Origin of the sequence: Arsenophonus endosymbiont of Apis mellifera, assembly GCF_903968575.1 — a bacterium.
GTDB lineage: Bacteria > Pseudomonadota > Gammaproteobacteria > Enterobacterales > Enterobacteriaceae > Arsenophonus > Arsenophonus apicola.
In genome coordinates this window covers 54,757-79,982 of record NZ_CAJCFU010000079.1, presented here as the reverse complement: position 1 = coordinate 79,982, position 25,226 = coordinate 54,757, and the positions used below count along the sequence as shown (strand labels likewise).

At 36.4% G+C, this 25,226-nt stretch carries 26 protein-coding genes and 1 pseudogene; 22 read left to right on the top strand and 5 right to left on the bottom strand.

The features are described 5' to 3' along the window. Positions 1-120 precede the first annotated feature (120 nt). Together H1X92_RS14150 and yebF are read left to right on the top strand one after the other, a co-directional pair. On the top strand, positions 121-291 hold the full coding sequence (locus H1X92_RS14150; protein WP_180560749.1) for a YoaH family protein: 171 nt from the start codon (positions 121-123) through the stop codon (positions 289-291). A 97-nt stretch (positions 292-388) separates the two neighbouring features. Continuing rightward, on the top strand, positions 389-766 hold the full coding sequence (gene yebF / locus H1X92_RS14145; protein ID WP_180560748.1) for a protein YebF: 378 nt from the start codon (positions 389-391) through the stop codon (positions 764-766). Positions 767-813: 47 nt separating this feature from the next. On the opposite strand, the gene H1X92_RS14140 is transcribed toward yebF, so the two are convergent. Then, entirely contained in the window at positions 814-1,044 is a 231-nt protein-coding gene (locus H1X92_RS14140; protein ID WP_180560747.1) for a DNA polymerase III subunit theta, read from the bottom strand. Between the two features lie 262 nt (positions 1,045-1,306). Between H1X92_RS14140 and ftnA the strand changes: the two genes are divergently transcribed. Both ftnA and H1X92_RS14130 read left to right on the top strand, forming a co-directional pair. Beyond that, entirely contained in the window at positions 1,307-1,810 is a 504-nt protein-coding gene (ftnA, locus tag H1X92_RS14135; RefSeq protein WP_180560746.1) for a non-heme ferritin, read from the top strand. Between the two features lie 176 nt (positions 1,811-1,986). After that, positions 1,987-2,337, top strand: coding sequence for a YebY family protein (locus tag H1X92_RS14130; RefSeq protein WP_225505480.1), 351 nt, complete (start codon positions 1,987-1,989; stop codon positions 2,335-2,337). Positions 2,338-2,730: 393 nt separating this feature from the next. Here H1X92_RS14130 and H1X92_RS14125 read toward each other — a convergent pair whose 3' ends face one another. Further along, positions 2,731-2,964: a DUF1480 family protein gene (locus H1X92_RS14125; RefSeq protein ID WP_180560744.1), complete on the bottom strand. Its 234-nt coding sequence runs from the start codon at positions 2,962-2,964 to the stop codon at positions 2,731-2,733. 563 nt (positions 2,965-3,527) lie between these two features. Between H1X92_RS14125 and H1X92_RS14120 the strand changes: the two genes are divergently transcribed. The 4 genes from H1X92_RS14120 to htpX all read left to right on the top strand — a co-directional run bounded on the left by H1X92_RS14120 (position 3,528) and on the right by htpX (position 8,464). Then, positions 3,528-4,025 carry a GAF domain-containing protein gene (locus H1X92_RS14120; RefSeq protein ID WP_180560743.1) on the top strand — a complete coding sequence of 166 codons (498 nt, stop codon included), beginning with the start codon at positions 3,528-3,530 and terminating at the stop codon, positions 4,023-4,025. A 95-nt stretch (positions 4,026-4,120) separates the two neighbouring features. Continuing rightward, complete coding sequence (gene proQ, locus H1X92_RS14115; RefSeq protein WP_180560742.1) at positions 4,121-4,837, top strand: RNA chaperone ProQ; 717 nt, start codon at positions 4,121-4,123, stop codon at positions 4,835-4,837. Positions 4,838-4,856: 19 nt separating this feature from the next. Then, positions 4,857-6,899, top strand: a complete 2,043-nt coding sequence (prc, locus tag H1X92_RS14110) for a carboxy terminal-processing peptidase (protein ID WP_180560741.1) — start codon at positions 4,857-4,859, stop codon at positions 6,897-6,899. 680 nt (positions 6,900-7,579) lie between these two features. Then, on the top strand, positions 7,580-8,464 hold the full coding sequence (gene htpX / locus H1X92_RS14105) for a protease HtpX (RefSeq protein WP_180560740.1): 885 nt from the start codon (positions 7,580-7,582) through the stop codon (positions 8,462-8,464). A gap of 40 nt (positions 8,465-8,504) precedes the next feature. On the opposite strand, the gene H1X92_RS14100 is transcribed toward htpX, so the two are convergent. Then, complete coding sequence (locus H1X92_RS14100; protein ID WP_180560739.1) at positions 8,505-8,726, bottom strand: DUF2594 family protein; 222 nt, start codon at positions 8,724-8,726, stop codon at positions 8,505-8,507. A 345-nt stretch (positions 8,727-9,071) separates the two neighbouring features. Here H1X92_RS14100 and H1X92_RS14095 point away from each other — a divergent pair, with 345 nt between their 5' ends. From H1X92_RS14095 to H1X92_RS14080, 4 genes are all read left to right on the top strand, one after another. After that, positions 9,072-9,500, top strand: coding sequence for a universal stress protein (locus H1X92_RS14095; protein ID WP_026821621.1), 429 nt, complete (start codon positions 9,072-9,074; stop codon positions 9,498-9,500). A 138-nt stretch (positions 9,501-9,638) separates the two neighbouring features. Further along, positions 9,639-10,076 (top strand): universal stress protein, encoded by a 438-nt coding sequence (locus tag H1X92_RS14090; protein WP_180560738.1) that lies wholly within the window; start codon positions 9,639-9,641, stop codon positions 10,074-10,076. 254 nt (positions 10,077-10,330) lie between these two features. Next, positions 10,331-11,134: a threonine/serine ThrE exporter family protein gene (locus tag H1X92_RS14085; protein WP_180560737.1), complete on the top strand. Its 804-nt coding sequence runs from the start codon at positions 10,331-10,333 to the stop codon at positions 11,132-11,134. Beyond that, entirely contained in the window at positions 11,125-11,595 is a 471-nt protein-coding gene (locus H1X92_RS14080; protein WP_180560736.1) for a threonine/serine exporter, read from the top strand. The genes H1X92_RS14085 and H1X92_RS14080 overlap by 10 nt, the downstream gene beginning before the upstream one ends. Here the strand turns inward: H1X92_RS14080 and H1X92_RS14075 are convergent. Next, a complete protein-coding gene (locus H1X92_RS14075) occupies positions 11,592-11,768 on the bottom strand; it encodes a hypothetical protein (protein ID WP_180560735.1) in 177 nt (58 codons plus the stop codon). The genes H1X92_RS14080 and H1X92_RS14075 overlap by 4 nt on opposite strands. A 216-nt stretch (positions 11,769-11,984) precedes the next feature. Here H1X92_RS14075 and H1X92_RS16360 point away from each other — a divergent pair, with 216 nt between their 5' ends. The 8 genes from H1X92_RS16360 (at position 11,985) to H1X92_RS14035 (ending at position 21,165) form a co-directional block, all read left to right on the top strand. Next, positions 11,985-12,275, top strand: a complete 291-nt coding sequence (locus tag H1X92_RS16360; protein ID WP_304488598.1) for an endonuclease — start codon at positions 11,985-11,987, stop codon at positions 12,273-12,275. A 54-nt stretch (positions 12,276-12,329) separates the two neighbouring features. Further along, on the top strand, positions 12,330-12,647 hold the full coding sequence (locus H1X92_RS16355) for an endonuclease (protein WP_304488597.1): 318 nt from the start codon (positions 12,330-12,332) through the stop codon (positions 12,645-12,647). Positions 12,648-12,817: 170 nt separating this feature from the next. Further along, positions 12,818-12,994 (top strand): sunset domain-containing protein, encoded by a 177-nt coding sequence (locus H1X92_RS16350; RefSeq protein WP_180560734.1) that lies wholly within the window; start codon positions 12,818-12,820, stop codon positions 12,992-12,994. A 456-nt stretch (positions 12,995-13,450) separates the two neighbouring features. Next, a complete protein-coding gene (gene phoH, locus H1X92_RS14060) occupies positions 13,451-14,242 on the top strand; it encodes a phosphate starvation-inducible protein PhoH (protein ID WP_180560733.1) in 792 nt (263 codons plus the stop codon). A 53-nt stretch (positions 14,243-14,295) separates the two neighbouring features. Next, positions 14,296-14,481 carry a hypothetical protein gene (locus tag H1X92_RS14055; RefSeq protein WP_180560732.1) on the top strand — a complete coding sequence of 62 codons (186 nt, stop codon included), beginning with the start codon at positions 14,296-14,298 and terminating at the stop codon, positions 14,479-14,481. 289 nt (positions 14,482-14,770) lie between these two features. Next, a complete protein-coding gene (locus tag H1X92_RS14050; RefSeq protein WP_180560731.1) occupies positions 14,771-16,153 on the top strand; it encodes a filamentous hemagglutinin N-terminal domain-containing protein in 1,383 nt (460 codons plus the stop codon). Next, positions 16,108-20,535, top strand: a complete 4,428-nt coding sequence (locus H1X92_RS15950) for a DUF637 domain-containing protein (protein ID WP_233458169.1) — start codon at positions 16,108-16,110, stop codon at positions 20,533-20,535. The genes H1X92_RS14050 and H1X92_RS15950 overlap by 46 nt, the downstream gene beginning before the upstream one ends. 258 nt (positions 20,536-20,793) lie before the next feature. Next, entirely contained in the window at positions 20,794-21,165 is a 372-nt protein-coding gene (locus tag H1X92_RS14035) for a VENN motif pre-toxin domain-containing protein (RefSeq protein WP_180560730.1), read from the top strand. 67 nt (positions 21,166-21,232) lie between these two features. Here H1X92_RS14035 and H1X92_RS14030 read toward each other — a convergent pair. Further along, a pseudogene (locus tag H1X92_RS14030) lies at positions 21,233-22,520 on the bottom strand (cytosine permease). Between the two features lie 100 nt (positions 22,521-22,620). On the opposite strand from H1X92_RS14030, the gene H1X92_RS14025 reads away from it, so the two are divergent. Continuing rightward, positions 22,621-23,304, top strand: a complete 684-nt coding sequence (locus H1X92_RS14025) for a PAS and helix-turn-helix domain-containing protein (protein ID WP_180560729.1) — start codon at positions 22,621-22,623, stop codon at positions 23,302-23,304. 735 nt (positions 23,305-24,039) lie between these two features. Beyond that, entirely contained in the window at positions 24,040-25,125 is a 1,086-nt protein-coding gene (locus H1X92_RS14020) for an SGNH/GDSL hydrolase family protein (RefSeq protein ID WP_180560728.1), read from the top strand. Positions 25,126-25,226 lie beyond the last annotated feature (101 nt).

Here is a 25,226-nt window from a genome sequence, read left to right as displayed (position 1 = left end):
AATTAGGCAACGATAAAGGTTATTAACGAATATACTATCATAAAATAACGTTTTTCATAGGCTAAACTATGCTAATGTTATATTGATAATGATGTTTAAATTAAAAATGAGTAAAAATAAATGTTTTCAAAAATGCCCACGTTAAATCATCAAGAGCAACAAGAAGCGGCTGAGCGCATTCATCAATTGATGGCTGAAGGAATGAGTAGTGGAGAAGCAATTGCTTTGGTCGCAAAGGAAATACGTGCAAAACATGCCACTAAAGAGCAAGTTTATAACGATCTTAAATAAAAAACTTTTTTACGTGATCGCATATTGTTGATGTGAAGGATACGGCTTTACACCACTACTTACACTTACTAATCTTAAAAAATATTTAGGAGTAAATATGAAAGTGATGAATAGGCTTTTTATGTTGCTTGCTATGATATTGTTCACGTTAGTATCTTTTTCAATGACTGCTCAGTCAATTGAAATTAATGAGGTAAGAACGGCTAAATTTATCAGTTGTGATAATTTAAGCCAACAGCAAATTGGCGCAAAAGTGAAAAATGATTTTATTCAAACTCGCTTGCCATACTGGGATGAAGATAAAAAACTACTTGGCCCAAAGGTAGTGGTGTGGATTAATAACAATAGCATTACACCAATTAAAAATGGTTATAAAATCCTTTTGACTGTTCGAGGAGCGAGAAAAGATCTTAACTACCAGGTCATTGTTAATTGCCAAAATGAGACCATTAGTTATCAGATAGATAGTCATTAAAGATTGATAAATTAACAGCAAAAGTTGTCACTATGGTAATGTTTATATTATCCCTTTCGCGGGTCGTAAGGTAATCGATTGAGAGTAAGCGAAATTTTGCGAAATAGAGTAAGTCGCTTACGGAAATGTTCTCGTAAATAAGGAGCTTGCTCTGCTTCAACTTTATCCGCGATAACCGGCATATTATACCTTTCTTTAAAAGCGACACTTGCAGCGGCAAGATCAAGGTTTAATTTTTCCCTCTCCTCTTTTGCTAATTCGGCAAGATTATAACTCATACTCGTATTTCCAACCTCATCAAATCTGACTACTAAATAAATTTTAGTCAACGAGACACGGTTTGTCTTGAATAAATATGTAACTGTTTATTATTACTATAATATTTTAATACTGTTTGTGATCAAAATGAGCGGTTTTAACCTGGTTTTTGATCAAATAACGATTAATTTTAATTTTATTTTTATTACAACACCTTTATTATTCATATTACTGGAGATAATAAAATTGAATTTTTATTTAATAGCATAGGAATTGTGAACAATGTTACAGCAAGAGATGGTTAATAAATTAAATAAACAGCTTAATTTAGAATTTTTTTCAGCTAATTTCTATCTTCAAATGAGCGCATGGTGTAATTATAAAGGTTTTGAGGGTGCTGCGATGTTTTTAAAAGCCCATTCTCAGGAAGAGATGGGGCATATGCAACGGTTATTCAATTATCTTAGTGATACAGGTGAAATGCCGATATTAGGTCAAATTGATGCGCCAACTGGGAAATTTAATTCAATAAAAGAGGTTTTTGAAAAAACTTATCTACATGAACAAAATATTACACATGAAATTAATGCTCTTGTAGATCTTGCATTGGAGATGAAAGACTATTCGACATTTAATTTTTTGCAGTGGTATGTTGCTGAACAGCATGAAGAAGAGAAGTTATTCAAATCAATTTTGGATAAGTTTGAGCTAGTTGGAGAAGATGGTAAGTCACTATTTTTATTAGATAAAGAGTTGAAAGGCATGTCTAACGTTGTGCATGTTTAATTGATAGCTTCCCACTTTGAATACCAGTGGGAAGTTTATTTTCTCTATTAGCATTTTGTTTTAACTTTTTTGATCAATCTAAAAATAAAAAACGGCTATATAAATTATTTTCAATAATATGAATGATATTGTAAGTAATAGTATTTCATGATTATAAATTATAAGGAAATATGGATATGGTAAAGTTTAGTAGATTAGTATTATTATTAACAATAACAGTCTCTTTTCCTGTCATTTCAGCGCCACCAATTGTAACTGTTAGTAAAAAACAGTTTGGTGACAAATGGATTTTTAAACGTGAGGAAGTAATGCTTGAGTGCCGTACTAATGGCGCATTATTTGTTATAAATCCTAGTACATTAATGCAGTATCCTCTCAATAATATAGCGGTAGAGCAGATGAAAAAACGTGAAATTATTGCATCTCCACTTTCAGCTATTTTATTGAAACCCACAAATTTATCACAGCAAAAAATAGATATCACACCAATACTTAAAACCGCGCAAAATCTTTGTAAAACTAATTAAAAATTATTTATTGATTCATAATATCTATCAAAATAGTTTTGGCGGCGATATTATTTAAATAAAGGCTATCCCTAAACTTTAAAAATTTGTTAATTTTTGGTTGCTACCTAAAATTTTAACAAAACATATCGGGTATATTTCGATCTTTATAAAAAGTATGGGTTATTCAAATTTAATTTTCGGCTAGACAAATATTTTGTTCTATAAAAACAATTAATGTTAATTTAATGTAATAAATATGTTTTTGTTGCTGGCTAATTTTGTAACTGACAGCTAGTATTAAATTGCATTTTGTTACGTCTCTATGACACATTTTAGCGCACGGCTCTCTAGAGCCATTTCCCAAGACCGAGTATTGGAATTAGCTCGGTCTCTTTTTTAATACCACTGTGATTAAACTATTCTCATAACCCAATGATGTTTTTTTTTATCATAGTAATGGCGATAGAGAAGAACAGGTTTATTATCTAATGTGGCAGGAATACTCGTATTTTCATCCCAGCCATCAAGTTGCATACAAAATTCAGTATCTGATTCACATGGAATACTGATAGTATTTTCAGCTGCGTCAGACAAGAGTGCATCATCAATAACATAGGTGGAAATTTTTAGTTTTGCCTTTTTCATAAGTGATCCCCACTAATTATTCAAAATGTTAATAAATCGCTATAGGTACTTTAAGCTCTTAGAATAGTATAGATGGAACTCTTTTCCAAAATTATTGCTGCGGTGGTGGCTTAGCGGCTTTTTTTACTATTATTTATTGAAAATTAACAAATTTAAATAATTTTTATATTGATTGAAAATTTGCTTTAGACCAAATAAAAAAGATACCGACTTACAGATAAGTTGTTTTGGGTCAATATTGCTAATGTAAAATAGAATTAGCTCTTAGATTAAGAGGATAAAAGGGATGGCCGAATAATTATCGCTGGTTTTTTTGTTATATGTTATTACTAAAAATGTTTATAATTTTTTTATTGAAACTTTTTTCATAATTAATAATTAGCTAAAATTTGAATTAGTTTTCATTTGTTGTGTGATCTGACCGAGCAATTAAATTACAATAAGTTAAAAAATATCACGATTAATATAGCGAATTGTTAACCTTAAGAGATAAAAACAATTACCATATCGATGATTTTTTATCTGCAAGACGCGTATATGTAAAATTTGACAAACGGAATGTTATGAGAAAAAAAGCCTTTTATCATGATCTTTCATGTGATTTAACTAGCTTAATTGCTGGTGAATATGATTTTATTGCCACACTTGCCAATACCAGTGCTCTACTTTTTGCAAAATTAGATAATATTAATTGGCTAGGGTTTTATCTGAAAAGTCGTGATACGCTTGTGCTTGGGCCTTTTCAGGGTAAAGTTGCATGTGTGCGTATAGCGCAAGGAAAAGGTGTTTGTGGGACTGCTTTTATGGAAAATAAAGTACAGCGTATTGCCGATGTTCATTCTTTTGCCGGCCATATTACTTGCGATAGTTTCAGCCGATCAGAGATAGTTTTGCCGCTGGCAGTCAATGGACAGTTAATTGGGGTATTAGATATTGATAGTCCTATTTTTAATCGTTTTGATGAAGAGGATGAAAATGGTCTAAGAGCCTTAGTTGTAATACTTTGTAACTACATGAAAGCGTGTGTTATAGCAAAATATCCACAAATTAATGTAATTTAACAGTTGGTTTGCGTGGCAATTGTCTGCAACGCTATTATAATATCGCCTGTTCATGCCTGCGTTGGTTGGCAAAACCGTTGTAATCAGGAAATTTCATGGAAAATCAACCTAAGTTGAATAGTAGTAAAGAAATAATTGCTTTTTTGGCTAAGCGTTTTCCTCACTGCTTTATTGCTGAAGGTGAGGCTCGTCCACTGAAGATTGGAATCTTTCAGGATATTGTGGCGAGACTGACCGAAGAGGATGGCATCAGTAAAACTCAATTGCGATCTGCTTTGCGGATGTATACTTCTAGTTGGCGTTATCTATATGGCGTTAAAGAAGGTGCTAAACGTGTTGATTTAGATGGCAACGATTGTGGTGATCTGGAATCAGAACATGTGGAGTACGCCCGTCAACAGCTGATAGAAGCGAAGGCTCGTATTCAGGCTCAACGTACAGAGCAAAAATTAAGAAAACGGGAATTACAACAGAAAGCACAGAATACAGAGAACGAAAAAGCCTTACCGGCAACTTCAAGCAAAAGAAATGAGGCCTCGCGCTCAACGACTAAGGAAATAAATAAAAAAAATAAACATTCTTCTTACTCTAAAAATCAAGCTAAAAAAGCCCATAATAGTAAAATGGCCAATCTAACCAAATTACAGTCGGTAACGGATATTTCTACATTAAAAGTTGGTCAAGCTTTAAAGGTTATGGTTGGCCAAAGTATTGTAGATGCATCAGTGCTTGAGATAGCTAAGGATGGGGTTCGGGTACAATTGACCACAGGACTGGCAATGATTGTACGCGCTGAGCATTTAAAGTTCTGATACGGAGGCCAATCACTGCATGAATAATTATATTAAACTGGCTTTTGTGTTTGGTATAACTACACTGGCTACTTCATTCGCAGATACTGTAGCGCCTCCAACACTATTAACAGCTCAGAAGCTTCCTCAGCTTCACCAGGAACGTCAGCATGCCATTATTAGCGAAAGAGTTGTTTCACGCTTTACGCGTTCTCACTATCGTCAATTTGATTTGGATGAAAACTTTTCTAGCAAGATTTTTGATCGCTATTTAAATCTGTTGGATTATAGCCACAATGTTTTTTTACAATCGGATATTGATAAATTTGCTAGTGAAAAAAGCAAAGTAGGACAACAGCTTGAAACCGGTCATTTGAATGAGCTATATGCGATATTTAATTTAGCACAACAGCGGCGTTATGAACGTTTTCAATACGCTTTATCACGGCTTAATATGCCGCTAGATTTTGCTAGTAACGATGTCATTGAAGTTGATAGAAGTAAAGCGCCTTGGCCTAAAACCATTGAGGAGCTAAATAGACTGTGGGACGCGAAGGTTAAGTTTGATTGGTTGAATCTGAAACTGTCAGGTAAAAATGACAAAGAAATTAAGCCAATATTAACCAAACGCTATAATTTTGCACTAAAACGTCTAGCACAAACGCAAAGTGAAGATGTTTTTCAGTTGATTATGAATGCTTTTGCACGAGAAATAGATCCGCATACTAACTATCTCTCTCCCCGCAATACGGAACAGTTCAACTCAGAGATGAGTTTATCATTAGAAGGGATAGGCGCAGTACTTCGGCAAGATGAAGATTATATTATTATCAACTCCATGGTGGCAGGTGGCCCGGCAGCAAAAAGTAAATTATTAAAGGTTGGTGATAAGATTATTGGTGTAGGCCAAACGGGTAAGGCGATGACAGATGTTGTTGGCTGGCGACTGGATGATGTTGTTGCTCTAATCAAAGGCCCTAAAGGCAGTAAGGTACGTCTTGAAGTAATTTCAGATTCAAAAGGTGCCAAGCCACATACCGTGACATTAATTCGTGAGCATATTCGACTGGAAGATAGAGCAGTGAAACTCACGATCAAAAATGTTGGTAAGAAAAAAGTAGGTGTACTTGATATTCCCGGTTTTTACGTTGGATTAACCAATGATGTTAAAGCACAGTTACAAAAAATGACTAAAAGTCATGTCGTGGCACTTGTAATTGATTTACGAGGTAATGGCGGTGGTGCTTTAACCGAAGCAGTATCATTATCGGGTTTATTTATCCCAAGTGGTCCAATTGTTCAGGTGCGTGATAACAACGGCAAAATTCGTCAGGATATGGATGATGATGATGTTGTTTATTATAAGGGCCCACTTACAGTATTAATTGATCGCTTTAGTGCTTCAGCGTCAGAAATTTTCGCTGCGGCGATGCAAGATTATGGTCGCGCATTAATTGTTGGAGAATCATCCTTTGGTAAGGGAACTGTTCAACAATACCATCCTTTGAGTCGTGTTTATGATCACATGTTACGCCCAGATTGGCCTGCTCTAGGCTCTGTCCAATACACTATTCAAAAGTTTTATCGTATCAATGGTGGAAGTACTCAGCGCAAAGGTGTAACACCGGATATTATTATGCCAACAGGTATAGATCCAGCTGAGACAGGTGAAAGTTTTGAGGATAATGCCTTACCTTGGGATAGTATTGCACCTGCTAGCTATAGTGTTATTGGTAATATTAGCCAATATGTGGCTAATTTGATTGCTAATCATAAGGAACGTATAGCGAAAAATCCTGAGTTTAAATATATTGAGGAAGATATTGCCCGCTATAGTGCAATGAAAGCCAATAAAAATATTATTTCGCTTAATTATGTTAAGCGAGAAAAGGAAAATAAAGAAGTTGACGCTATTAAATTACGTCGTGTTAATGAACGTTTTGCTAGAGAAGGTAAAGCATCATTAAAAACGATAGATGATTTACCTAAAAATTATGAATTGCCTGATCCATACCTTGATGAAACGGTGAAAATTGCCGTAGATCTTGCCGATTTGGAAGTACAGCATCAGGCTAAACAATAATTAAAATTCACTTATAAACAAAAACCGGCTTTTGCTGGTTTTTTTGTATATAGAGTTTTGTTAATATTTAATGAAAATTTTTTACATCAATTCAAGGTTCATTATTTTATAATTTAACCTGGAAGTTCCTCTCTTTTTAAGCGATAACAATGTTATCTGTGCTATAGCTAAAATACGGCTATTTAAAGAGATATTAAGTTTATAATTTATTGCTGCTTGAACTACCTATTTTTATTTTATTCTTATATATAATCAGGTCTATTGTATAAGAATGTTTAATTTTTTTAGTGTTTTATTAATAATTTATTATTAATTTAATAACTCTTGCATAAAATATGACTATTATATTTTTTTGCTGAGCAGTAAGTTTTTTTGCGCATAATCAAACAAATAATTTTAACTCAATAAGCAAAAAATGAAGCCATAATTGACCCGCTTGCGGTTATTTTGTATAGTTTTTAACTATAGTAGTTTTATTGAAAACAATAAGTTATATCAACAAGTTGTTATTTTACCATCAATAAAAATGCAAGCTTATGCTGGCTTTTTTGTAAAAATGTAAAGTTGCGTGATTTTTTCATATCTGCACAACAAAGGGCTTGAAAAATAGTTAAAAAACATTATTTATATTACTAATTTAATGTTAATCGTTATTAATTAATTAAAGGAAAGCAATTTTTATGATGCGAATCGCCTTGTTTTTACTTACAAACTTGGCAGTCATGTTTGTATTTGGGATTATTTTAAGTTTGACTGGTATCCAGGGACAAAGCGTTCCCGGGCTAATGATTATGGCTGGTCTTTTTGGTTTTGGTGGCTCATTTATCTCATTATTAATGTCAAAATGGATGGCATTGCGTTCTGTTGGAGGGCAAGTGATTGAAAGTCCGACAACAGAAACGGAACATTGGTTGTTAAATACCGTCAAGCGTCAGGCTGATCAGGCGGGTGTTAAGATGCCAGAAGTTGCTATCTATCAGGCCCCCGATATTAATGCTTTTGCTACTGGAGCTCGTCGTGATGCGTCATTGGTTGCTGTTAGTACTGGTTTACTAGAAAATATGGATCGTCATGAAGCCGAAGCGGTTATTGCTCATGAGATCAGTCATATTGCTAATGGTGATATGGTAACAATGACTTTATTACAAGGGGTAGTAAATACTTTTGTCATTTTTATTTCACGCATTATCGCTCAGCTGGCGTCTGGATTTTTGTCAAATAACAATAATGACAGCGAAAGTAGCCAGGGCAACCCAATGATTTACTTTGCAGTATCAATGGTGTTAGAAATTGTATTTGGTATTTTGGCCAGTATTATTACTATGTGGTTCTCGCGTTATCGTGAATTCCGCGCAGATGCTGGTTCGGCTCATTTAGTGGGTAAAGAAAAAATGATTGCTGCGCTACAGCGTCTAAAAACAAGTTATGAACCGCAGGAAGCTGGCAGTATGATGGCTTTTTGTATTAACGGCCGTTCTAAGTCTTTTAGTGAGTTGTTTTTATCTCATCCCCCTCTCGATAAACGCATTGAAGCTTTACGTATGGGCACTTATCTTAATCGATAACACCCTAGCTAATCCCACCAAATGAGGTGGGATTTTTTTATTAACTACGATAGGCAGTTTTGATTTGTTCGATTATTCTTTTAAAAACTTCGGCTTGTTTAGGATCCTGCATAGTAAGCATTTCTTTTTCCATACTGAGTATAGCTCTTCCCGCATCAGCTTGATTTAGTGCTTTTAATATATAGGTTATAAAAGTTTTCAAGCAACCAATTTCAGTAGCAATGGTTTCCGTATCAGGAGTACTCGAACAATCATTTGTCATTTTTTTGCCTCAATCAATTAAAAATAAAGCAATAGTTACTATGGCGTATTTTACACAGTTGTGGAATTTAATATAAGACTTTATACAAATTTTTTAATTTAAAAAATCTATTTAATATAATATTAACTATTTGATTTTTGTTTTTATAATATTTCTTTATCGCTTCTGTTTTGCAGCTATAAATGGCGAAGAAAAGGAATAAAAACAGGATTGCTGATAAGTGCGGAAGTTATTGCAGTTTAGGTAAAAATATTTAATTTATCTACGTAAAGATATTCACAATTATTTTATCACTTTTATCTTATACTTTAAAAGTTGGAATAAAACATTTAGATGGAGGTGTGTATGTATAAGGTTATTTTAGTAGCTGTTGATATTGCACAAGAAGAATTAACAAGTAAAGCTATACGACAGGCAGTACAGTTTGCAAAAGTTTCAGGAGCTAAACTCAATTTTATTCATGTATTGCCTATTTCATCGGCGATTATAAATGCTTATGCATTGGGATATATGGAAATAAAGGATCGGGCCACATTAAAAGCAGAAGATGATATGCAAAATCTACTTGAACCCATCGATTTACCCGCGGATCGCCTGGGTTATACCATTGCTTTTGGCTCACCGCGTGATGAAATTGTCAGTCGAGCAGAAGAAATTAACGCTGATATCATCATTCTTGGTTCAAGAAGCCCTAACATAACAACTCATCTTTTAGGTTCGACGGCGGCAGGTGTGGTACGTTATGCAAAAACATCTGTATTAGTGGTGAGATAAAAATTAATAATCAAAATTAAAAGTTTAATTATTTATTATTTTAACGGCTAGTTTAATCAATTTATTGCTTTAGTAGGGTATTTTATATTGATAAGTAAGGAAATTAAGATTTAATGCTTACCGTTTTAAGGAGTAAATATGTATAAAATCATTCTTGTTCCAATTGATATTTCAGAAAAGGAACTAATAAAAAAAGCACTTAAACATGCACTATATATTGCTAAATTATCTGATGCTAAATTGCATTTTTTTCATGTTGCCCCTGATATGTCCCGTTATTCAATGAGTTATAGTTATCACTATGATTTATTAGCTAATTTTGCCAAAAAGACGATTGAAAGTTCAGAAAAACAATTAGAAAAAATAGTCAAACATATTGATTATCCTAAAGAAAAAATTTCTTATTCTGTGGAAATGGGCTCACCTAGAGATAAGGTTTTATCAGAAGCAGAAAAAATTGGCGCCGATTTGATAATAGTTGGCTCCCGCCGACCCAATATTGCCACCCATTTGCTAGGTTCGAATGCTTCAGCTATTGTTTCTAATGCCCCGATTTCGATATTGATAGTTCGGTAGTTAATATTATTTTAATGCAAAAATTTAGTTAATTTTCCTGTTTTCAGGTTGGGTTAATCATATGATTTTATTTTAATCATATTAAATGAAAGAAATCGCCTTAATTATTAGTCGTTGTAAATTAGATTATTGACGGAAAAGTATGACTAATTTTGATCTAAAGAGAGGGTTATTAATCATGTTGTCTGATATGGTCAACAACTTGATTCGCTATCAATTACTATCAATAAAATTTTGTAGGTATAGGCCAAAAAATGGAATATGTTGCATCTAATTTTCATACTGAAACTGAAACTGAAAGGCAAAGAAAAATTACTCGCTTATGTATTCAATGTGCTCAGTTGCTTTTTCAACACGGCGCTGAAAGTATGTTAGTGGAGCAATTATCAACTCGATTAGGTATTGCTTTAGGGATGGATCAAGTTGATAGCGCGATTTCTTCTAATGCCATTGTATTAACAACCGTTATTAACGGTCGTTGTATGACGTCTACCCGCAAAAATATTGATCATGGCATAAATATGCATGTAGTGACTAAGGTTCAGCACACGGTGATATTGGCTGAATATAAATTATTAGATAGCGATAAGGTTCAACAACGCCTGGCCGAAATAAAACCACTACGTTATCCTCGTTGGTTACTGGTTTTTATGATTGGATTATCTTGTGGCTGTTTTTGTAAGCTAAATGGCGGCGGCTGGGATGGTTGCTTGGTCACTTTTATTGCCAGTAGTTGTGCAATGTATATTCGACAAATTCTTACAGCCCAATATATGAATCCATTGATTAATTTTTGTATAACCGCCTTTGTGGCTACCACCGTATCTGGTTTTGTATTAAAGATCCCTTATTTTTCTAATGCATCGACGGTTTCTATGGCAGCCAGTGTGTTACTGTTAGTTCCTGGATTTCCATTAATTAATTCTGTGGCAGATATGTTTAAAGGCCATATCAATACTGGATTAGCGCGTTGGGCAATGGCAAGTTTGCTGACATTAGCGACTTGTATTGGTATAACCATGGCGATGGCTGTTTGGGGATTAAGAAATTGGGCATAATATTTTTATTAACCTTAATTGAAAAAATGTTATTAGCTGCAATACCAGCAGCTGGTTTTGCCATGGTCTTTAATGTACCAGTACGGGCGTTAAAATATTGTGCTTTACTTGGCGCTACAGGTTATGGTTTTCGTATGATACTAATGGAAATGGGCTTTAGTATTGAATGGGCAAGTTTTTGCGCTGCAATTTTAATTGGTATCATTGGTATTCAATGGTCACGCTGGTGGTTAGCACATCCAAAAGTGTTTACCGTTGCGGCGATTATTCCGATGTTCCCAGGGATAAGTGCTTATATTGCGATGATATCGTTAGTAAAAATTGCTCATTTGGGTTATAACGCTGAGTTACTTGAGACATTAGTAACACATTTTATTAAAACCTTATTTATAGTCGGCGCTTTATCTGTTGGTTTATCTATTCCTGGGTTATGGTTATATCGTAAGCGTCCACGAGTTTAGTTTTGTACTGAATTTAAGGTAATATCAAATTGTTGCTTACCTGATATTATGATTTTAATATTTAGTTCATCTGCTGAAAATTTAGTCATAATCACTTTAGCATCTTTTTCTTGAGCATGTTTTTTAGTCACATCAATTAATTCTTCTTTTAAGAGTTTTATTAATGTATACATTTTATTTTCTAAATGAAAATTAAATTTTATTTTTGTGTAATGTATTTTAAAGTGTTAATTATATTTTTATACAAAAAAAGATATTCTTTTTATAGATATTCATCATATAAAATAAGAAAATAAAATTAAATTTTTTCATGCAGTTGCGCTAATAATGAAAAAATTATATGCCTAAAATGTTCAATTTATATATTAATTTTAACCAGGATGTTAATTTTGAATTTAATCCATTCTTTAGCGGTAATCATTACCGTGACAGTAGTTTTTTGTGCACCATTTAATTTATCAGCGACACCCACTAGTTTTGACGAAGCAAAAAAAATTGCCCGTAATGAAGTTTACTTTGATCAAGCTGCTGGAAATCAAGGCACGCTTTATTGCGGATGCCGATGGCAATGGATGGGAAAAAGTGGTGGTAGGGTAGATTTAACTAGCTGTGGTTACCAAGTCAGAAAACAGATAAATAGAGCTCAGCGGATAGAGTGGGAACATATTGTGCCGGCATGAGTATTTGGTCATCAACGCCAATGTTGGCAAAATGGCGGGCGAAAGAATTGTGTAATGACAGATCCGGTTTTTCGCGCCATGGAAGCCGATCTGTATAACATTGCACCTTCAATTGGTGAAGTCAATGGTGATAGAAGTAACTTTAATTATGGTCAACTCCCATCTTCAGTGTTAACTTCTTATGGTCAATGTCAAAGTCGGGTGGACTTTAAAAACCGTATTTTTGAGCCCAGAAATGAAGTAAAAGGCCAAGTTGCCCGGGTTATGTTTTATATGTATGACCGATATAATCTCAATATGTCAAAGCAACAACAACAGCTATTAATTGCCTGGGATCGACAATATCCAGTTAATGGTTGGGAAAAGTTGTAAAATGAGCGCATTGGTAAAATTACCGGCCACTATAACCCGTTTGTAACCGGTGAATTAACCTGGCAATTAGGCCATAAAAATCAGGCCATAAAAATCAGGCAGCCGGTCTATTAGCGATCACCGCTGAAACAGACAACAAAGTAGATAAAATAAAACCTAATATTTCCGATATGGCGAACAATTATCTTACCTCGGTAATTAAAGGTAACCAAATCAGTCAAATATATCACTTTTCTCATTGTCAGGGATACAAGGTTTTATCAGCAAAAAATAGTATTGTTTTCGAAAATGAGCAGGCAGCGATTGCTGCGGGTTATCGGTTAGCAAAAAATTGCCAGCGGCAATAAAAAACATTTATTATCAAATAAATAGCATATTATCACGCTAGTCTTATTAACTCGGCTATGAATAGATTATCAAGTGACTGGAGGCGATTGTTTGCGTAATAAAGTTGACAGGCAAGCAATAATCTACAATATTTTTTGTATCAGAGATGTTAAATTATTTTTTATAATCAATTAATGAATATAAAATAATATTAAGTTGTTGAAGATGTTTTATAGTCGTAGTTCTGTGTTTGATGATGTTCAACATAGGGGATATAGATGATAAAATGTTTAAAAAATACTCTTCAGACGTCAACCGGTTATAAGTTATCCATAACATGCAAAATGGAGAAATTTGTAACCGGTTTTTTCATGCACATCATAAAATTGGAGTCAATTTTCTGTTTTAAATAGCTTTTTTGTGTAGATATTCAAATATTATTACCATCGAAATATAGACTATCGAAAGGTAACACTATGAGTAGACAGAAAGCTGCAACAAGAGCACGCCGAGAATTAAGAAGATCTTTAAGAAAAGAAAGCCGTTCGTCTCGTTTAAAAAAGATCAACAATGTGGCATCTTTTGCTGATTTTACAGGTATTGAAACCATTGGTATGGCATGTGAAACTCGTGATCGTTCTCCCATTATGCCTCGCAGTGAAGCACAAAGAAAATATATTGAAGCGATTAAGTGGCAAAAATTGATTTTGGCAAATGGTGAAGCAGGATGTGGTAAAACGTTCATTAGTTCTGCAATGGCTGCTGATGCCCTTATTAATAAAGAAATTAATAAAATTATCGTAACTCGTCCGGTTCTACAAGCAGAGGAGGATTTGGGTTTCTTACCAGGTGATATGGCAGAGAAATTCGCGCCTTTCTTTCGGCCGGTATATGATATTTTAGCCAAAAGATTGGGTCACTCTTTTCTCCAGTACTGCCTACGGCCTGAGATAGGTAAAGTAGAAATCGCGCCTTTTGCTTACATGCGTGGTCGAACCTTTGAAAACGCCTTTGTGATCCTGGATGAAGCGCAGAATGTGACTGCCAATCAGATGAAAATGTTTTTAACTCGCTTAGGAGAAAATGTAACTGTAGTTGTCAATGGTGATGTTTCCCAATGTGATTTACCGTTAGGGATCATTTCTGGTCTGGAAGATGCGTTACGACGTTTTAATTGCGACGATTTGGTTTCTGTCGTGACATTTACCATTGGCGATTGTGTCCGCTCTGAGCTCTGCCATAAAGCCTTATTAGCCTATGAACTGTAATTAATCGATTGTTTATTTGCATAGCGCCCAGACAATCTGGGCGCTATTTGTTTTTGCCTAGCAAACAAAACTATTTAATCTATTCTAGATATGCCCATCTGATGGCCATATTATCAGTAAATAGTAAAGTAGGTTTTTTGCTTTATGCTGTGGTGAATAGCAGTAAACAAAGCAATAACGCAATAACGCAATATAGTGTTCAACATATTGCTCAGGCTTTTGTCACAGCAAGTCGTTAACTGAATTTAATTAACATCAATAATCCTATCAAAGATAGTGGTAATTTAATCACTGGCTTTTATTTATTAAATATAAAATTATAAAAATTGTATTTAATTTTAGGAATAAAAACAAAATAGCATCACTTAAATTTAACATCTTAAATTACAAATAAAAATATTGATCATTATAATAATAACTAATTAACTTATTGATTATTATATATTGCCTATTAAATTTTTCCTTTCTATTTTGGAGACGATAGCTTTCATCCTCATATTTATTCAAATATAGAATATAGGTAATGCTATGAAAAATAAAAATATTAGTTATAGCAGCAAAATAGTTTATCTCATTGCCAGTTATCCTCTGTTGCCGGTTTTTAGCTCCACTATTCAACCGGCGAATGACAAAACTCAACTAACGGTTAAAAATCAAATTCCTATTATCAATATAGCAGCGCCAAATCAGGCCGGTATTTCTCATAATCACTATCAGCAATTCAATATATCGCCGCAAGGTGCGGTCTTGAACAACGCTATCCGACCCACTCATAGTGAACTAGCTGGTCAACTGGCTAAAAATGAACAGTTGGTTGAGCGGGCAGCAAGCTTGATCATTAATGAAGTAACCGGCTCATCTTCTTCACAACTTAATGGCAAATTGGAAATCGCAGGTAGGAAAGCGGATTTGATCATCGCTAATCCTAATGGCATCAGCTGTGATGGTTGTCGTTTCAACAATATTGGCGGATTAACCTTAACAACGGGCCAGCCGACACTGAATCAACGAGGCGAATTTAACCATTTGAGGGTTAATAAAGGTGATATTACGATCCTTAATAAAGGGCTCAATAGTGGTAGTCAAAATTATACTGAGATGATCAGTCAGACTGCTACGATCAATGCCAGTATTCACAGCAAAACTATTAGCTTACTGCAAGGCACTAATGCGATTGACTATCAGACTGGAAAGATTTCCCAAATACCTAACCCGAGCCTAAAACCACAATTTGCCGTTAACATTACCGCACCAGGTGGCATCTATGCTAATCAAGTTAAAATAATTGCTACCGAGCCAGACAGTGAGGTGAAGCTGGACAATATTAAAACCAGTGAAAGAGATTTATTTGTTTCTGCTAAAGGTAAACTGACGCTAGGTCATATTACCACTAAAGGACATTTAACCGCCAAAGCGCCAGCAGTTATAATCCCAGCAACCAGTGAAATTTTATCTCAACAAGATCTATTAGTTGAAAGCGATAGCCTAATTAATCAAGGTAAAATAACCGCTCAACAAAATATGCATCTATTTAGTAATATCATCCGTAATCAAGGTGAAAGCGCTAAAATTGAAGCCTATAACAATCTCTGGCTGCAAAAAAATGCCCGAGGTGAGCTCAGTGAAAGGATTGAAAATAGCGCGGCCACTATCTCAACGCAAACCGGTGATCTGTTCCTGAGAGCCAAGCATGTAATTAACCAAACTAATAACCCTAACATCACGCAACAATTAATAACACCGGACAGTAATAAAGTTAAAGAGTATGTTGTCAGAGCGTATGGCCACGGTGTTGTTCTCAGCAAAAAACTAAAACCAATTATCAGATCAATGGTAAACAGCGCTGGTTTGGTGAAATTGATCCATTGTTTACGCAATTTGTGCAATTGGAGAAAACGAGTTACACATTAGCTTCCCCGCTAGTCGTTGGGCGCATTTCTGCCGGTAACAATCTCTATATTAAAAGTGATCAATTAGTTAATGATAAATCGATTATTGAGTCCCGCAATGATAGTTATCTGCACAGTAAGAATATCACTGCCATTAGCCAAAAACTGGGTGAAAAATCCGTCTGGGTAGCTATGCACAATGCGTTAGATCAATCGGCTAATTATATTTTACTGCAAGGATCTTTACATCAAATATTCGGTTATATACCAGCTCATCATGCTTATCAAAAAAGTGATTATGAAGATGCTCGCATTCGTTATTTTGTCGATTATGGTCAATATCTGTCATTTATACCGGCAGACATAGCAGAAAAAGCACCTTATGAGTCATTCATTTATGACAGCGCGACTCACTTAATACCCGTTAACCAGCCAGAAATAGGCCTTTGGCGGGATCACGATTTTTTAGCGGCCAGATTTTCAGCGACCAATAACCTGGTTATCACTGCGGATAACATACAATTCAATAAGATCTATCCACAGCCGCTTAATTCCGTGGCTGAATTACATGAAAAGTTCGATGATAAACAACTTTTAGTCGGCAAAAATATTACCCTAAATAGTAAACAGCTCACTGGCTCATTATCAGCCCAGGCACAAAATAACCTGTCTATTAGCAGTGAAAATATTCTACTCAATAATAGCGAGCTTAGCGCTAACAACGAACTTAACCTGATCGCTAAGAATGACATTGCACTAACGGATACCGGATTAGCAGGCCATAATGTGCTGCTACTGAGTAAAAATGGGGCTATCAGCTATCAGGCAGCTGAATATCACCGCTACGATGACGATGATTTTTGGCAGTATGATTTGTTTCCAGATGAAGACTTATTTCCTTACTTTGATATAGCGCCAAAATATAAATTGCTTGCGGCGAAAAACCGGTTGGATATGATTGCCGGCCAGGATATACAAATTGATAACAAAGTGGCGTTAAATGTGCCAATAATCAATATTACCACTAATGGCAGTATTTATTTCAATCGCCCGGAAAAAGCGTTGTTTAACAAACCGCTGCATTATGATCGATTAGAACTGAACTTAAAATCAATCTATGATTTCCATGATAAAGAATATCATCAACGCGACTTAGAAACGAGTGAGCAATATCAACCTAAATGGCAAAAAGCGCGCCATATTTTACTTAATGCCGGTAAAGATATTGTTTTTAATGGCGTAGACTTACAGGCTGAGCAAGGGATAGAAGTCTTCGCTGGTAACGATATTCAGTTAGCACCCGCGCCATTTAAGCTACAAGACAATTTTTATCTGCTATTAAAACGTCGTTTTACCAATTTGGATACCTTAGCGGCATCGTTTTATTCCCCACAGCTTAAATCGCCTTTTGATTTGAGTAGTAATATAAAATCACCCACAACCCAAGCATTTAAATCTTATTTGACCTCTGAGGGGACTTTACTGCTCAATGCAGGTCGCGATCTTAACTTGCAGGCCGCCGAATTATCCTCTAAGCAAGCCACCCATCTCTTTGCTGGACGTAACATTGATCTCTCTGTCAAGATCCTGACAACCGATTTAATCGCCCAAAAAGAGCTTCAACAGACTTATCAACCACAAAGTTTCACGCCAGTGGTACACTCGGGTGGCGCATTACATATGGTGGCCGGTGAAAATCTTTTTTTACAAGCCGCCAATATTAAAAGTGGTGGGGCAATGGCACTGACCGCCGGCAATGAGTTTGTCATTGATTACGTACCTTATCGAGCAGAAATCGAATCCGATGGCTATCATGAAAAACTTCGTCACCTAACTACGCAACTACACAGTGGTGGTCGTTTAGATTTATTCAGTAAACAACACTTGCTTATCAAAGGCGCTCAACTACTGGCAACTGGCGATATTACGCTGGTATCGGCCGGCAATACAAAATTAAAAGCGCTAAAAAATCGCGATCACGGTTGGCAGCATGGCAAATTAATTGATAAAACCTATCAACAAGGGGTTGAAATTGAAAGCTGTGGCGCGCTTAACATCCTCGCTGGTGGCCATCTGCTTTTTCAGGCCGCTAAGCTTAAGGCACAGCGGATAATGGATATTGCTGCGCAAGGAGGCTATCTCTACGCTCAGGCGATGGAAGAGACTGAACACTATGAAGAAAAACGTAAAAGTTGTAATCGTTGGACATTGTGTTTAACTAAAAATAGTGAGCATCGTACCTATCATGCAGTAAAAAACAGAGTGACTGAATTTCATGCCGGTAATGATATCAGTTTGTTGAGTTATAATGACAGTATTTATGAAGCGACAAAAATTAATACCCAACGTAACGCGACATTAACTAGTACCCATGGCCGTGTTCTATTTAAGGCGGTGCAGAACCAAACCTTGAATCAAACCATTAGTAACTCACAAGATATCTTCATTACTCGGCTTGATAAAGGGTCGTATTCAGCAGTGTGGCAGTTACCGACGATTCAATATGGTGGTGAACTAACAGTAAATGCCGCACAAGGGATCGAAGCAGATGTCAACGGTCAAAAAGGACAAACGCTTAAACAGGTTATCGCCAGTTTAGGTGACTCGCCTGAGTCTCAATGGTTGAAAGTACTGCAAGACAAGCCGGACGTTAATTGGCATAAAGTGGAAAATGAGTATAAAAGCTGGGATATCACGCAACAACAACTTCACCCGGTCAGCGCAGCGGTGATAGCGATTGCGACCGGTGCGGCCGCCTCGGCCTTGGCGATACCGGCAGGAATAAGCGCGGCCTCGGCGGCCGGCTTGAGCGGCACGAGTGCGATTGTGATGCAGGGGGCAGTCTCAGCCGGTGTAAGAGCGATTGCCGCTAAAGCGGCCGTTTCACTGGCGAATAATCAGGGGGATATTTCAGCGACCCTCAAAGAGCTTGGCGGCAGCCAATCGGTCAAATCGATTATTGCTTCGATGGCCATCGAAGGGTCACTGGCGGGTTTAGATACGACAGTATTAAGTAACGGTGATAGCGTTGCGCACAGCGCCCAACACTATAACCCAACCTTTCCGAGATTTAGTGATGGTGAATGGCAACATACTGTTCAGCGGGTGACGGCGCAATCACTGATTACCTCAGGTGTAGACACGGCACTTAATGGCGGCAGTTTTAAAGATAAACTGGCCGCCGCGTTAGTCAGCCAGACCAGTCGTCAATTACATGCCGAAGGGGCACATTTAATCGCTAAAAATGGTCAGGTACTTGGCAACCCGGGCAAACTGCTCAGTCATGGCGCCATGGCGGCTTTAAGTGCAGAGATAGCCGATAGTGATAAAGTAGCAGCGGCGGCCGGCGCCTTTGCCGCGGAATTGGCGGCAATCGGATTAGGCGATAATTACTATGTTGATAGTTCAAATAGACAGCAAAAAATCCTTGACACCAGCCGAGTAATAGGCGGCCTGGCCGGCGCACTAGCCTCGGGTACCGCCGAAGGCGCCTATAGTGGCGCGGATGCGGGGGTTATCGCGGTTGAGAATAATTATCTGACGGCTAAGGAATCTCAACGATTAGAGAAAGATTTAGCCGCTTGTAAAGCAACGGGTGGGGATTGTCGTTCAGTTATTCAAGAGTACATTGATATTAGTAATAAGAATAGCCAAGCACTGATAGAAGCTTGTACTGGCGGTGGCGTATCTTGTGTGACTTGGGAAGAACTGATTACCGCGTATACCAATGAAGCCAAAGATGCGCATCCATTGCAAATTCGATTTGGCGAAAGATTAAAAGATCCAGATGCTGCTGCTTTAGTGAATTATCTTAATGGAACAGATCTGAAATTTTTGCAAGAAAATATCACGCAAGGTGATAGAACGCTGGTAGTGATAATGGATCCGAGCTCTTGGCCTGTCGCCGTGATGGGAGCAAAAGCGATAGTTACCAATAGTGTTACAAGAGGTAAAGAGCAATTAATCGCAGTAGGAGTATCTAGTGCGGCTAATGCAGGGATCCAATATGGTATAACCGGAGAAGTTAAACTGTCTGATGTTATTGGCGCAGGGGTTATTGGCTCGATTACAACAGGAAAAGGATACAATCCAACAGTAACCTGGAATGCGGCAGGAGGTTATTACACTGCTGAAATTAAAGGTGATGATCCGTTTATTTCTGCATTATTAAGTAAAGCTGGAGCATCTGGTGGATATGCAACTGGTAATATTATTAAGGTACCGATGAATAAGAAATTAAATCCTATATCGAAACAGTATGAATGGGTTCCAACAGGAGTTTGGACTATAACTAAACCAGCCCCACAAAATTCAATACCATCGATAGCAGGTAATATTGGTGATTCTGTTATGTCAGAAGTAGTTCAAGATAAATTAAAAAATATGCCGAGAAAAGAACAATGAAAAAAAATAATATTACTTCATTGCTCAATCTTGTGTACATGTGTATTTCAATGACATTTATGATCTTTTTTTTGGTAACGCTGGCACAATTATTTGGAGCATGGTTATCTTGGTATGGCAGTAGTGATTTTCCCTATTCGATAGAAGATTTTATTGTATGTTTAAAATTATTATGGCTAGGGCCTTTTATAGGGAGTATTTTATGGTTTTTTTATTACAAAAATGTCTAAAAATCCTACATGCTCTTAACTAACCTAATTGACTTGGTGGTTTATCGCCCTGGCCTCGGGCACAGCCGAAGGTGCCTATAGTGGCGCGGATGCCGGTGTTATTGCGGTGCAAAATAACTTTTTGAGTGCTAAGAATGTCATTGACATGAAAAAAGAGCTTGAAGAGGCAGAGAGAATTGGGGCGGAGAAAGAAGCGATTTATCAAAAATATGGCAAAATTAGCGCAGAGAATAGAGATAAAGCAACAGCACTAGTTCAAAATGGCACACCATTCGATGTGATAGGGGTATGGGAAGAATTAAACGGCGGTGTTGATGTAGCGGATTCATTGAAATGGGCTACTATTTTTGCTGATCTCAGTGCTGAAAAAAACACTCGACTCATTAGGCTAGCAGAATAATGTTGATAAATAGTTATTCGTTCTGTCTCTTGTCTATGTCAAGTACTCAAGAGACAGTTTTCAGTAGTTAGTTTTTATTTTCAAAAATAAAAATCTTAGTTTTCATTAACAAAAAATAAACTATGCTGGCCATTAAAATAGAGTTTAATGACGGTATCCCTACCTTAACTTCTATGCCGACAATAGCGCCTAGAATGCATGCCATAATCGCTGGCCAGCCAATTAATGGTGTAGATAATTCATTCGGTAACATGCCATTTTCTCTGCTTGCATCTAATATTTTCCGGCTGGTTCGCAAAATATAATAATCAACTAGCATCACACCAGTAATGGGTGGAAAAATAGTTCCTAGTAAAGAAAGAAAATTAGTAAAGTGAGTTAAAATACCAAGCATCGACAAAAGGGTACCGATACAGCCGACAATTAATGTTAACTGAAAATATTTAAATTTTTTACCGGTAAAAATTTCGATGGTATTAGCGATGCCTAAAGATGAAGAATAGAGATTAACATCGTTGACTTTAATAGCAGATAATATAACCGTTAATAGGCCTATTACGCCGGCACTGGTTGTCATTATTTTTACTACATCAGCCGTATTTAACGCGTGGGCAATTAATATTGCTATTCCAGTTACAATGAATGGTCCTACTATTATTGATATTGTGCTCATCAAAATGACATCTTTAGTATTTCTACAATAACGACTAATATCTGGTGTCGTTAAAGTGCCCGCTATGCAACCGCCTGCAACTATTGTTGCTCCCTCGCTAATAGTTAATCGATTTCCGTTTGGTATTTTATTAAAAACATCAATAATATTAAAATCTTTTGTAAGAATAAAAAAAATATAACCAATTACGATAAAAAATAATGGCACGGATATTAACGCGGTAAAGCTTAAAGCACGAAAACCAAAAGCCACTAAAAAGGTAAGGCACAAACCGGATAGAGCCGAAGTTAATGTGATTTATCTTATAATCAAATGTATATTGTATTCCTTCCGCCAAAACAGAATTTTGTATACCAAACCAACCTAATAAGCTAGTAGCAATAGCTAATCCTATTATTGCCGAACCAATTTTTCCAAATCCACACCATTTGGCCAAAATAGAAGTAGATAAACCTTCTTTCATTCCGGCTAAACCTAATCCTAAACTAACAAACTCTAAAATCAAACTGCCAAAAAAAGTTGCTAAGATAGCATCCCTGAATGTCATAGAATGACCTAATGTTGCCCCAAGCATAAATTGACCTAGTGATGTTAAATATCCGATTCTAACTAAAGTGACCTTAATTATTCTGATCCTAGATTGCATCGGAACTCTATTAGAAGCATAATCATTCTCAGTCATATTTAATTCCTTTAAATAAGATGGAATTAATATATTACTATACTTAAATATATTTAACTATATGATTTTGTATGGAAATTAAGATAATAGGAGATTTGATATGAATATTTTTTCCGAAAAAAACATTCTGTCTTTTATGGAAAAAAGCTTAGGAAATTGGTGTGTTAAAGATATAAACTCAGATTATATATTTATGAATAAAAAGGGAATTGATTACTATGGTTTTAATAAAATAGATTTTGAAGGTAAGTCTGACAAAGAAATACCGATCGAACGTTGCCAAGATCTTTGGCCGGAATTTATAGCACATGATCGAAAAGTAATAGAAAAAAATAAAAAAATCGCTGCGATTGAAATTCATAAATATAATTCAAGCTCATCAGCCAATATAATTGCAAACTATTGTGAAAAAACACCGCTCTATGATGATAACAATAAAATAATTGGAGTTGTTTGTTACGGCATTGAGCTTGATAATGCCGCGTTATTGCATTATATGAACCGATTAAGTATACAAAAAATTGAATTTGACGCACAAAATGATATTTTCAGTAAACGGGAATTAGAAGTGATCTTTTGGGCACAACAGCGCCTAACAGCGAAAGAAATAGCTAAACGGTTAGGGATTTCACCTCAAACTGTAGAAGGACATTTGAAGCTAATTTATAAAAAAGCAGATGTTCATAGTATTTTTCAGCTTATTGAATATTGTAAACATGTTGGACTTGATAGATATATTCCGATGGATTTTATTCGCAAAGGTGTGCAATTAATTGATGAATGATTTTTCTCTCTTAGCGCCCGAAATGCGTTGTCTGGTTTGGTAACTGATAGTGAAATGCTGGCAGATTAAAATTTTAATATATTCAAGTAGTTACCCACTGATAAACCGCTGCCAGCTGGGCCAGGCTCTTATTGGTTAGGTCAATAACCGACTGCTTAGCATCTTGATTTTACAGTCGGTTCTTTCGCCGTCTGAAATTTTACTTTATAATCGCTTCTGGCCATCGTGACTGGTCCGATTAGTTGCGTGGTTAGCAGTGATGGCAGGTAGCCGACTGTCATCACTGCATTGCTGAGTTACTTATCTTTTTATCCCTATCACCCGCTTTTTTGATTGATTTTCACAGCCGTTTGCTTGACTTAACTCTCCATCAGCATGGTTTTAATTATCCCCTCAGTAACCGCTTGGCCAACTATTGATATTGCAGCTAGCGTTGCAAACTACTGCTTCATATTGCCGGCCTGTTGACCCTTGTTTAGCTAAAACAAGGGTTAGTTAACTAAAGTGTAAAAGTTCGGCAATGGTTAACGCGTTTTTTCGTAATAGTTCTATTTATTTAATAAAGTCACTCAATTTTTGCCAGTTGGATGTATAAAACTAACGGCAAGAAAGCTAAGAAATGACAAACAAATTAGTAAAACAGTAATTGCTTGGTCGTTATTACCATTAACGAGCAATATTTATTTAAACTACGAAACCATTTAATGACGCTAAAATGCAAGCGAGGGAAAAGGAATGCAATCCACACGATTTCGTAATGTTATTGTCTTCGGCGACAGTTTATCTGATACAGGTCTGATGGCCGGTTCCATTATTGGTAAGCTAGCGAGCGCATTCGGTGCCATGACGGTCAATCCGACAGGCCGTTACAGTGATTGCCGTAACTGGACAGATCATATGTTTGAGGCGGCAACTGGTGGAGAATCACTGGTGATGGCTAATGCTAGCATCTCAAAAAAATTAACTAGCAAGCATCAATCATTTTCGCAAGACTCCGGTTGGGGGCAGAGTTCCGATTTATGGTTTCGCTATGCTAATTATGCTGTCGGTGGCGCTACAGGAGGGATACCGCACGGTATTGCTCACAAATGCTCACTCACTACCATGAAAAATGAGGTCAATGCGTTTAGAAAAGATTTTTCATCATTAGGGATAATAGATGAAAATTTTCTTTTTATTGTTTGGTTTGGCGCTAACGACCTATACACGGCTGGTATGCCTGCCAATAGGATGAGCGAAGTAGCAATTAAAATTGCTGAAAAACGTAGAACAGAGCTGGCTAATATCGTAGGTGCAAGTAATGCTCACTTTATCTATATAAATATGGGACTTCCACTATCGGCTGCGCGTTATCAGGAGATGGTTAATTCTGCCAATGAGAAATATCAAACATCTGCTAACGAGGATAAAGCTAAGCGTATTTTTGATAATGTCAGGCAACAAATTAATAACTTTGAAAGTGGAGCCATGTTATTTAACCACACGCTAAGAGAGATAACCGAACGTAATGGCGATATGTATGTCGATATGGCGTCATTACTGAAACCAGAATCGATGACTAATTTGTATGAAAAGTTACATCTATTAGAAGGGGTGCAAGCCGCCGGCACCAGTAACCAATTTATTGATAGTTGTAATTACGATATTATTATGGGTAATAAAACTAAAGTGTCCACTTCTGATAAAGCCCATCCAACGGATCGTGTCTATCGTGTGGTATGGCAGAAAATTTGTGAGGCGCTGTGGGAAAGAGGTTACACCTTCGGCACCCTGCCTGTCGCTAGGGGAACTAATTGTACTCATTTCTGTACAAGGCTTTGATTGGGCAATCATAAAAAATTGGGGCTCAATAAATAGAAAAGCCCGCGCAAATTGCGTGGGCGTTAAGTGTTTTATGGTCTTTATCGGTTGAGGCCATAAAA

Bases quoted from the DNA above. Each gene is read 5' to 3' on its own strand.
- H1X92_RS14085 (WP_180560737.1), top strand. From the start codon at position 10,331: ATGGAATATGTTGCATCTAATTTTCATACTGAAACTGAAACTGAAAGG.
- H1X92_RS14075 (WP_180560735.1), bottom strand. From the start codon at position 11,768: ATGTATACATTAATAAAACTCTTAAAAGAAGAATTAATTGATGTGACT.
- H1X92_RS14095 (WP_026821621.1), top strand. From the start codon at position 9,072: ATGTATAAGGTTATTTTAGTAGCTGTTGATATTGCACAAGAAGAATTA.
- prc (WP_180560741.1), top strand. From the start codon at position 4,857: ATGAATAATTATATTAAACTGGCTTTTGTGTTTGGTATAACTACACTG.
- proQ (WP_180560742.1), top strand. From the start codon at position 4,121: ATGGAAAATCAACCTAAGTTGAATAGTAGTAAAGAAATAATTGCTTTT.
- H1X92_RS14125 (WP_180560744.1), bottom strand. From the start codon at position 2,964: ATGAAAAAGGCAAAACTAAAAATTTCCACCTATGTTATTGATGATGCA.
- H1X92_RS14050 (WP_180560731.1), top strand. From the start codon at position 14,771: ATGAAAAATAAAAATATTAGTTATAGCAGCAAAATAGTTTATCTCATT.
- ftnA (WP_180560746.1), top strand. From the start codon at position 1,307: ATGTTACAGCAAGAGATGGTTAATAAATTAAATAAACAGCTTAATTTA.
- H1X92_RS16355 (WP_304488597.1), top strand. From the start codon at position 12,330: ATGACAGATCCGGTTTTTCGCGCCATGGAAGCCGATCTGTATAACATT.
- H1X92_RS14130 (WP_225505480.1), top strand. From the start codon at position 1,987: ATGGTAAAGTTTAGTAGATTAGTATTATTATTAACAATAACAGTCTCT.
- H1X92_RS14020 (WP_180560728.1), top strand. From the start codon at position 24,040: ATGCAATCCACACGATTTCGTAATGTTATTGTCTTCGGCGACAGTTTA.
- H1X92_RS14100 (WP_180560739.1), bottom strand. From the start codon at position 8,726: ATGACAAATGATTGTTCGAGTACTCCTGATACGGAAACCATTGCTACT.
- htpX (WP_180560740.1), top strand. From the start codon at position 7,580: ATGATGCGAATCGCCTTGTTTTTACTTACAAACTTGGCAGTCATGTTT.
- H1X92_RS14120 (WP_180560743.1), top strand. From the start codon at position 3,528: ATGAGAAAAAAAGCCTTTTATCATGATCTTTCATGTGATTTAACTAGC.
- H1X92_RS14025 (WP_180560729.1), top strand. From the start codon at position 22,621: ATGAATATTTTTTCCGAAAAAAACATTCTGTCTTTTATGGAAAAAAGC.
- H1X92_RS14140 (WP_180560747.1), bottom strand. From the start codon at position 1,044: ATGAGTTATAATCTTGCCGAATTAGCAAAAGAGGAGAGGGAAAAATTA.
- H1X92_RS16350 (WP_180560734.1), top strand. From the start codon at position 12,818: ATGGCGAACAATTATCTTACCTCGGTAATTAAAGGTAACCAAATCAGT.
- H1X92_RS14090 (WP_180560738.1), top strand. From the start codon at position 9,639: ATGTATAAAATCATTCTTGTTCCAATTGATATTTCAGAAAAGGAACTA.
- yebF (WP_180560748.1), top strand. From the start codon at position 389: ATGAAAGTGATGAATAGGCTTTTTATGTTGCTTGCTATGATATTGTTC.
- H1X92_RS14150 (WP_180560749.1), top strand. From the start codon at position 121: ATGTTTTCAAAAATGCCCACGTTAAATCATCAAGAGCAACAAGAAGCG.
- phoH (WP_180560733.1), top strand. From the start codon at position 13,451: ATGAGTAGACAGAAAGCTGCAACAAGAGCACGCCGAGAATTAAGAAGA.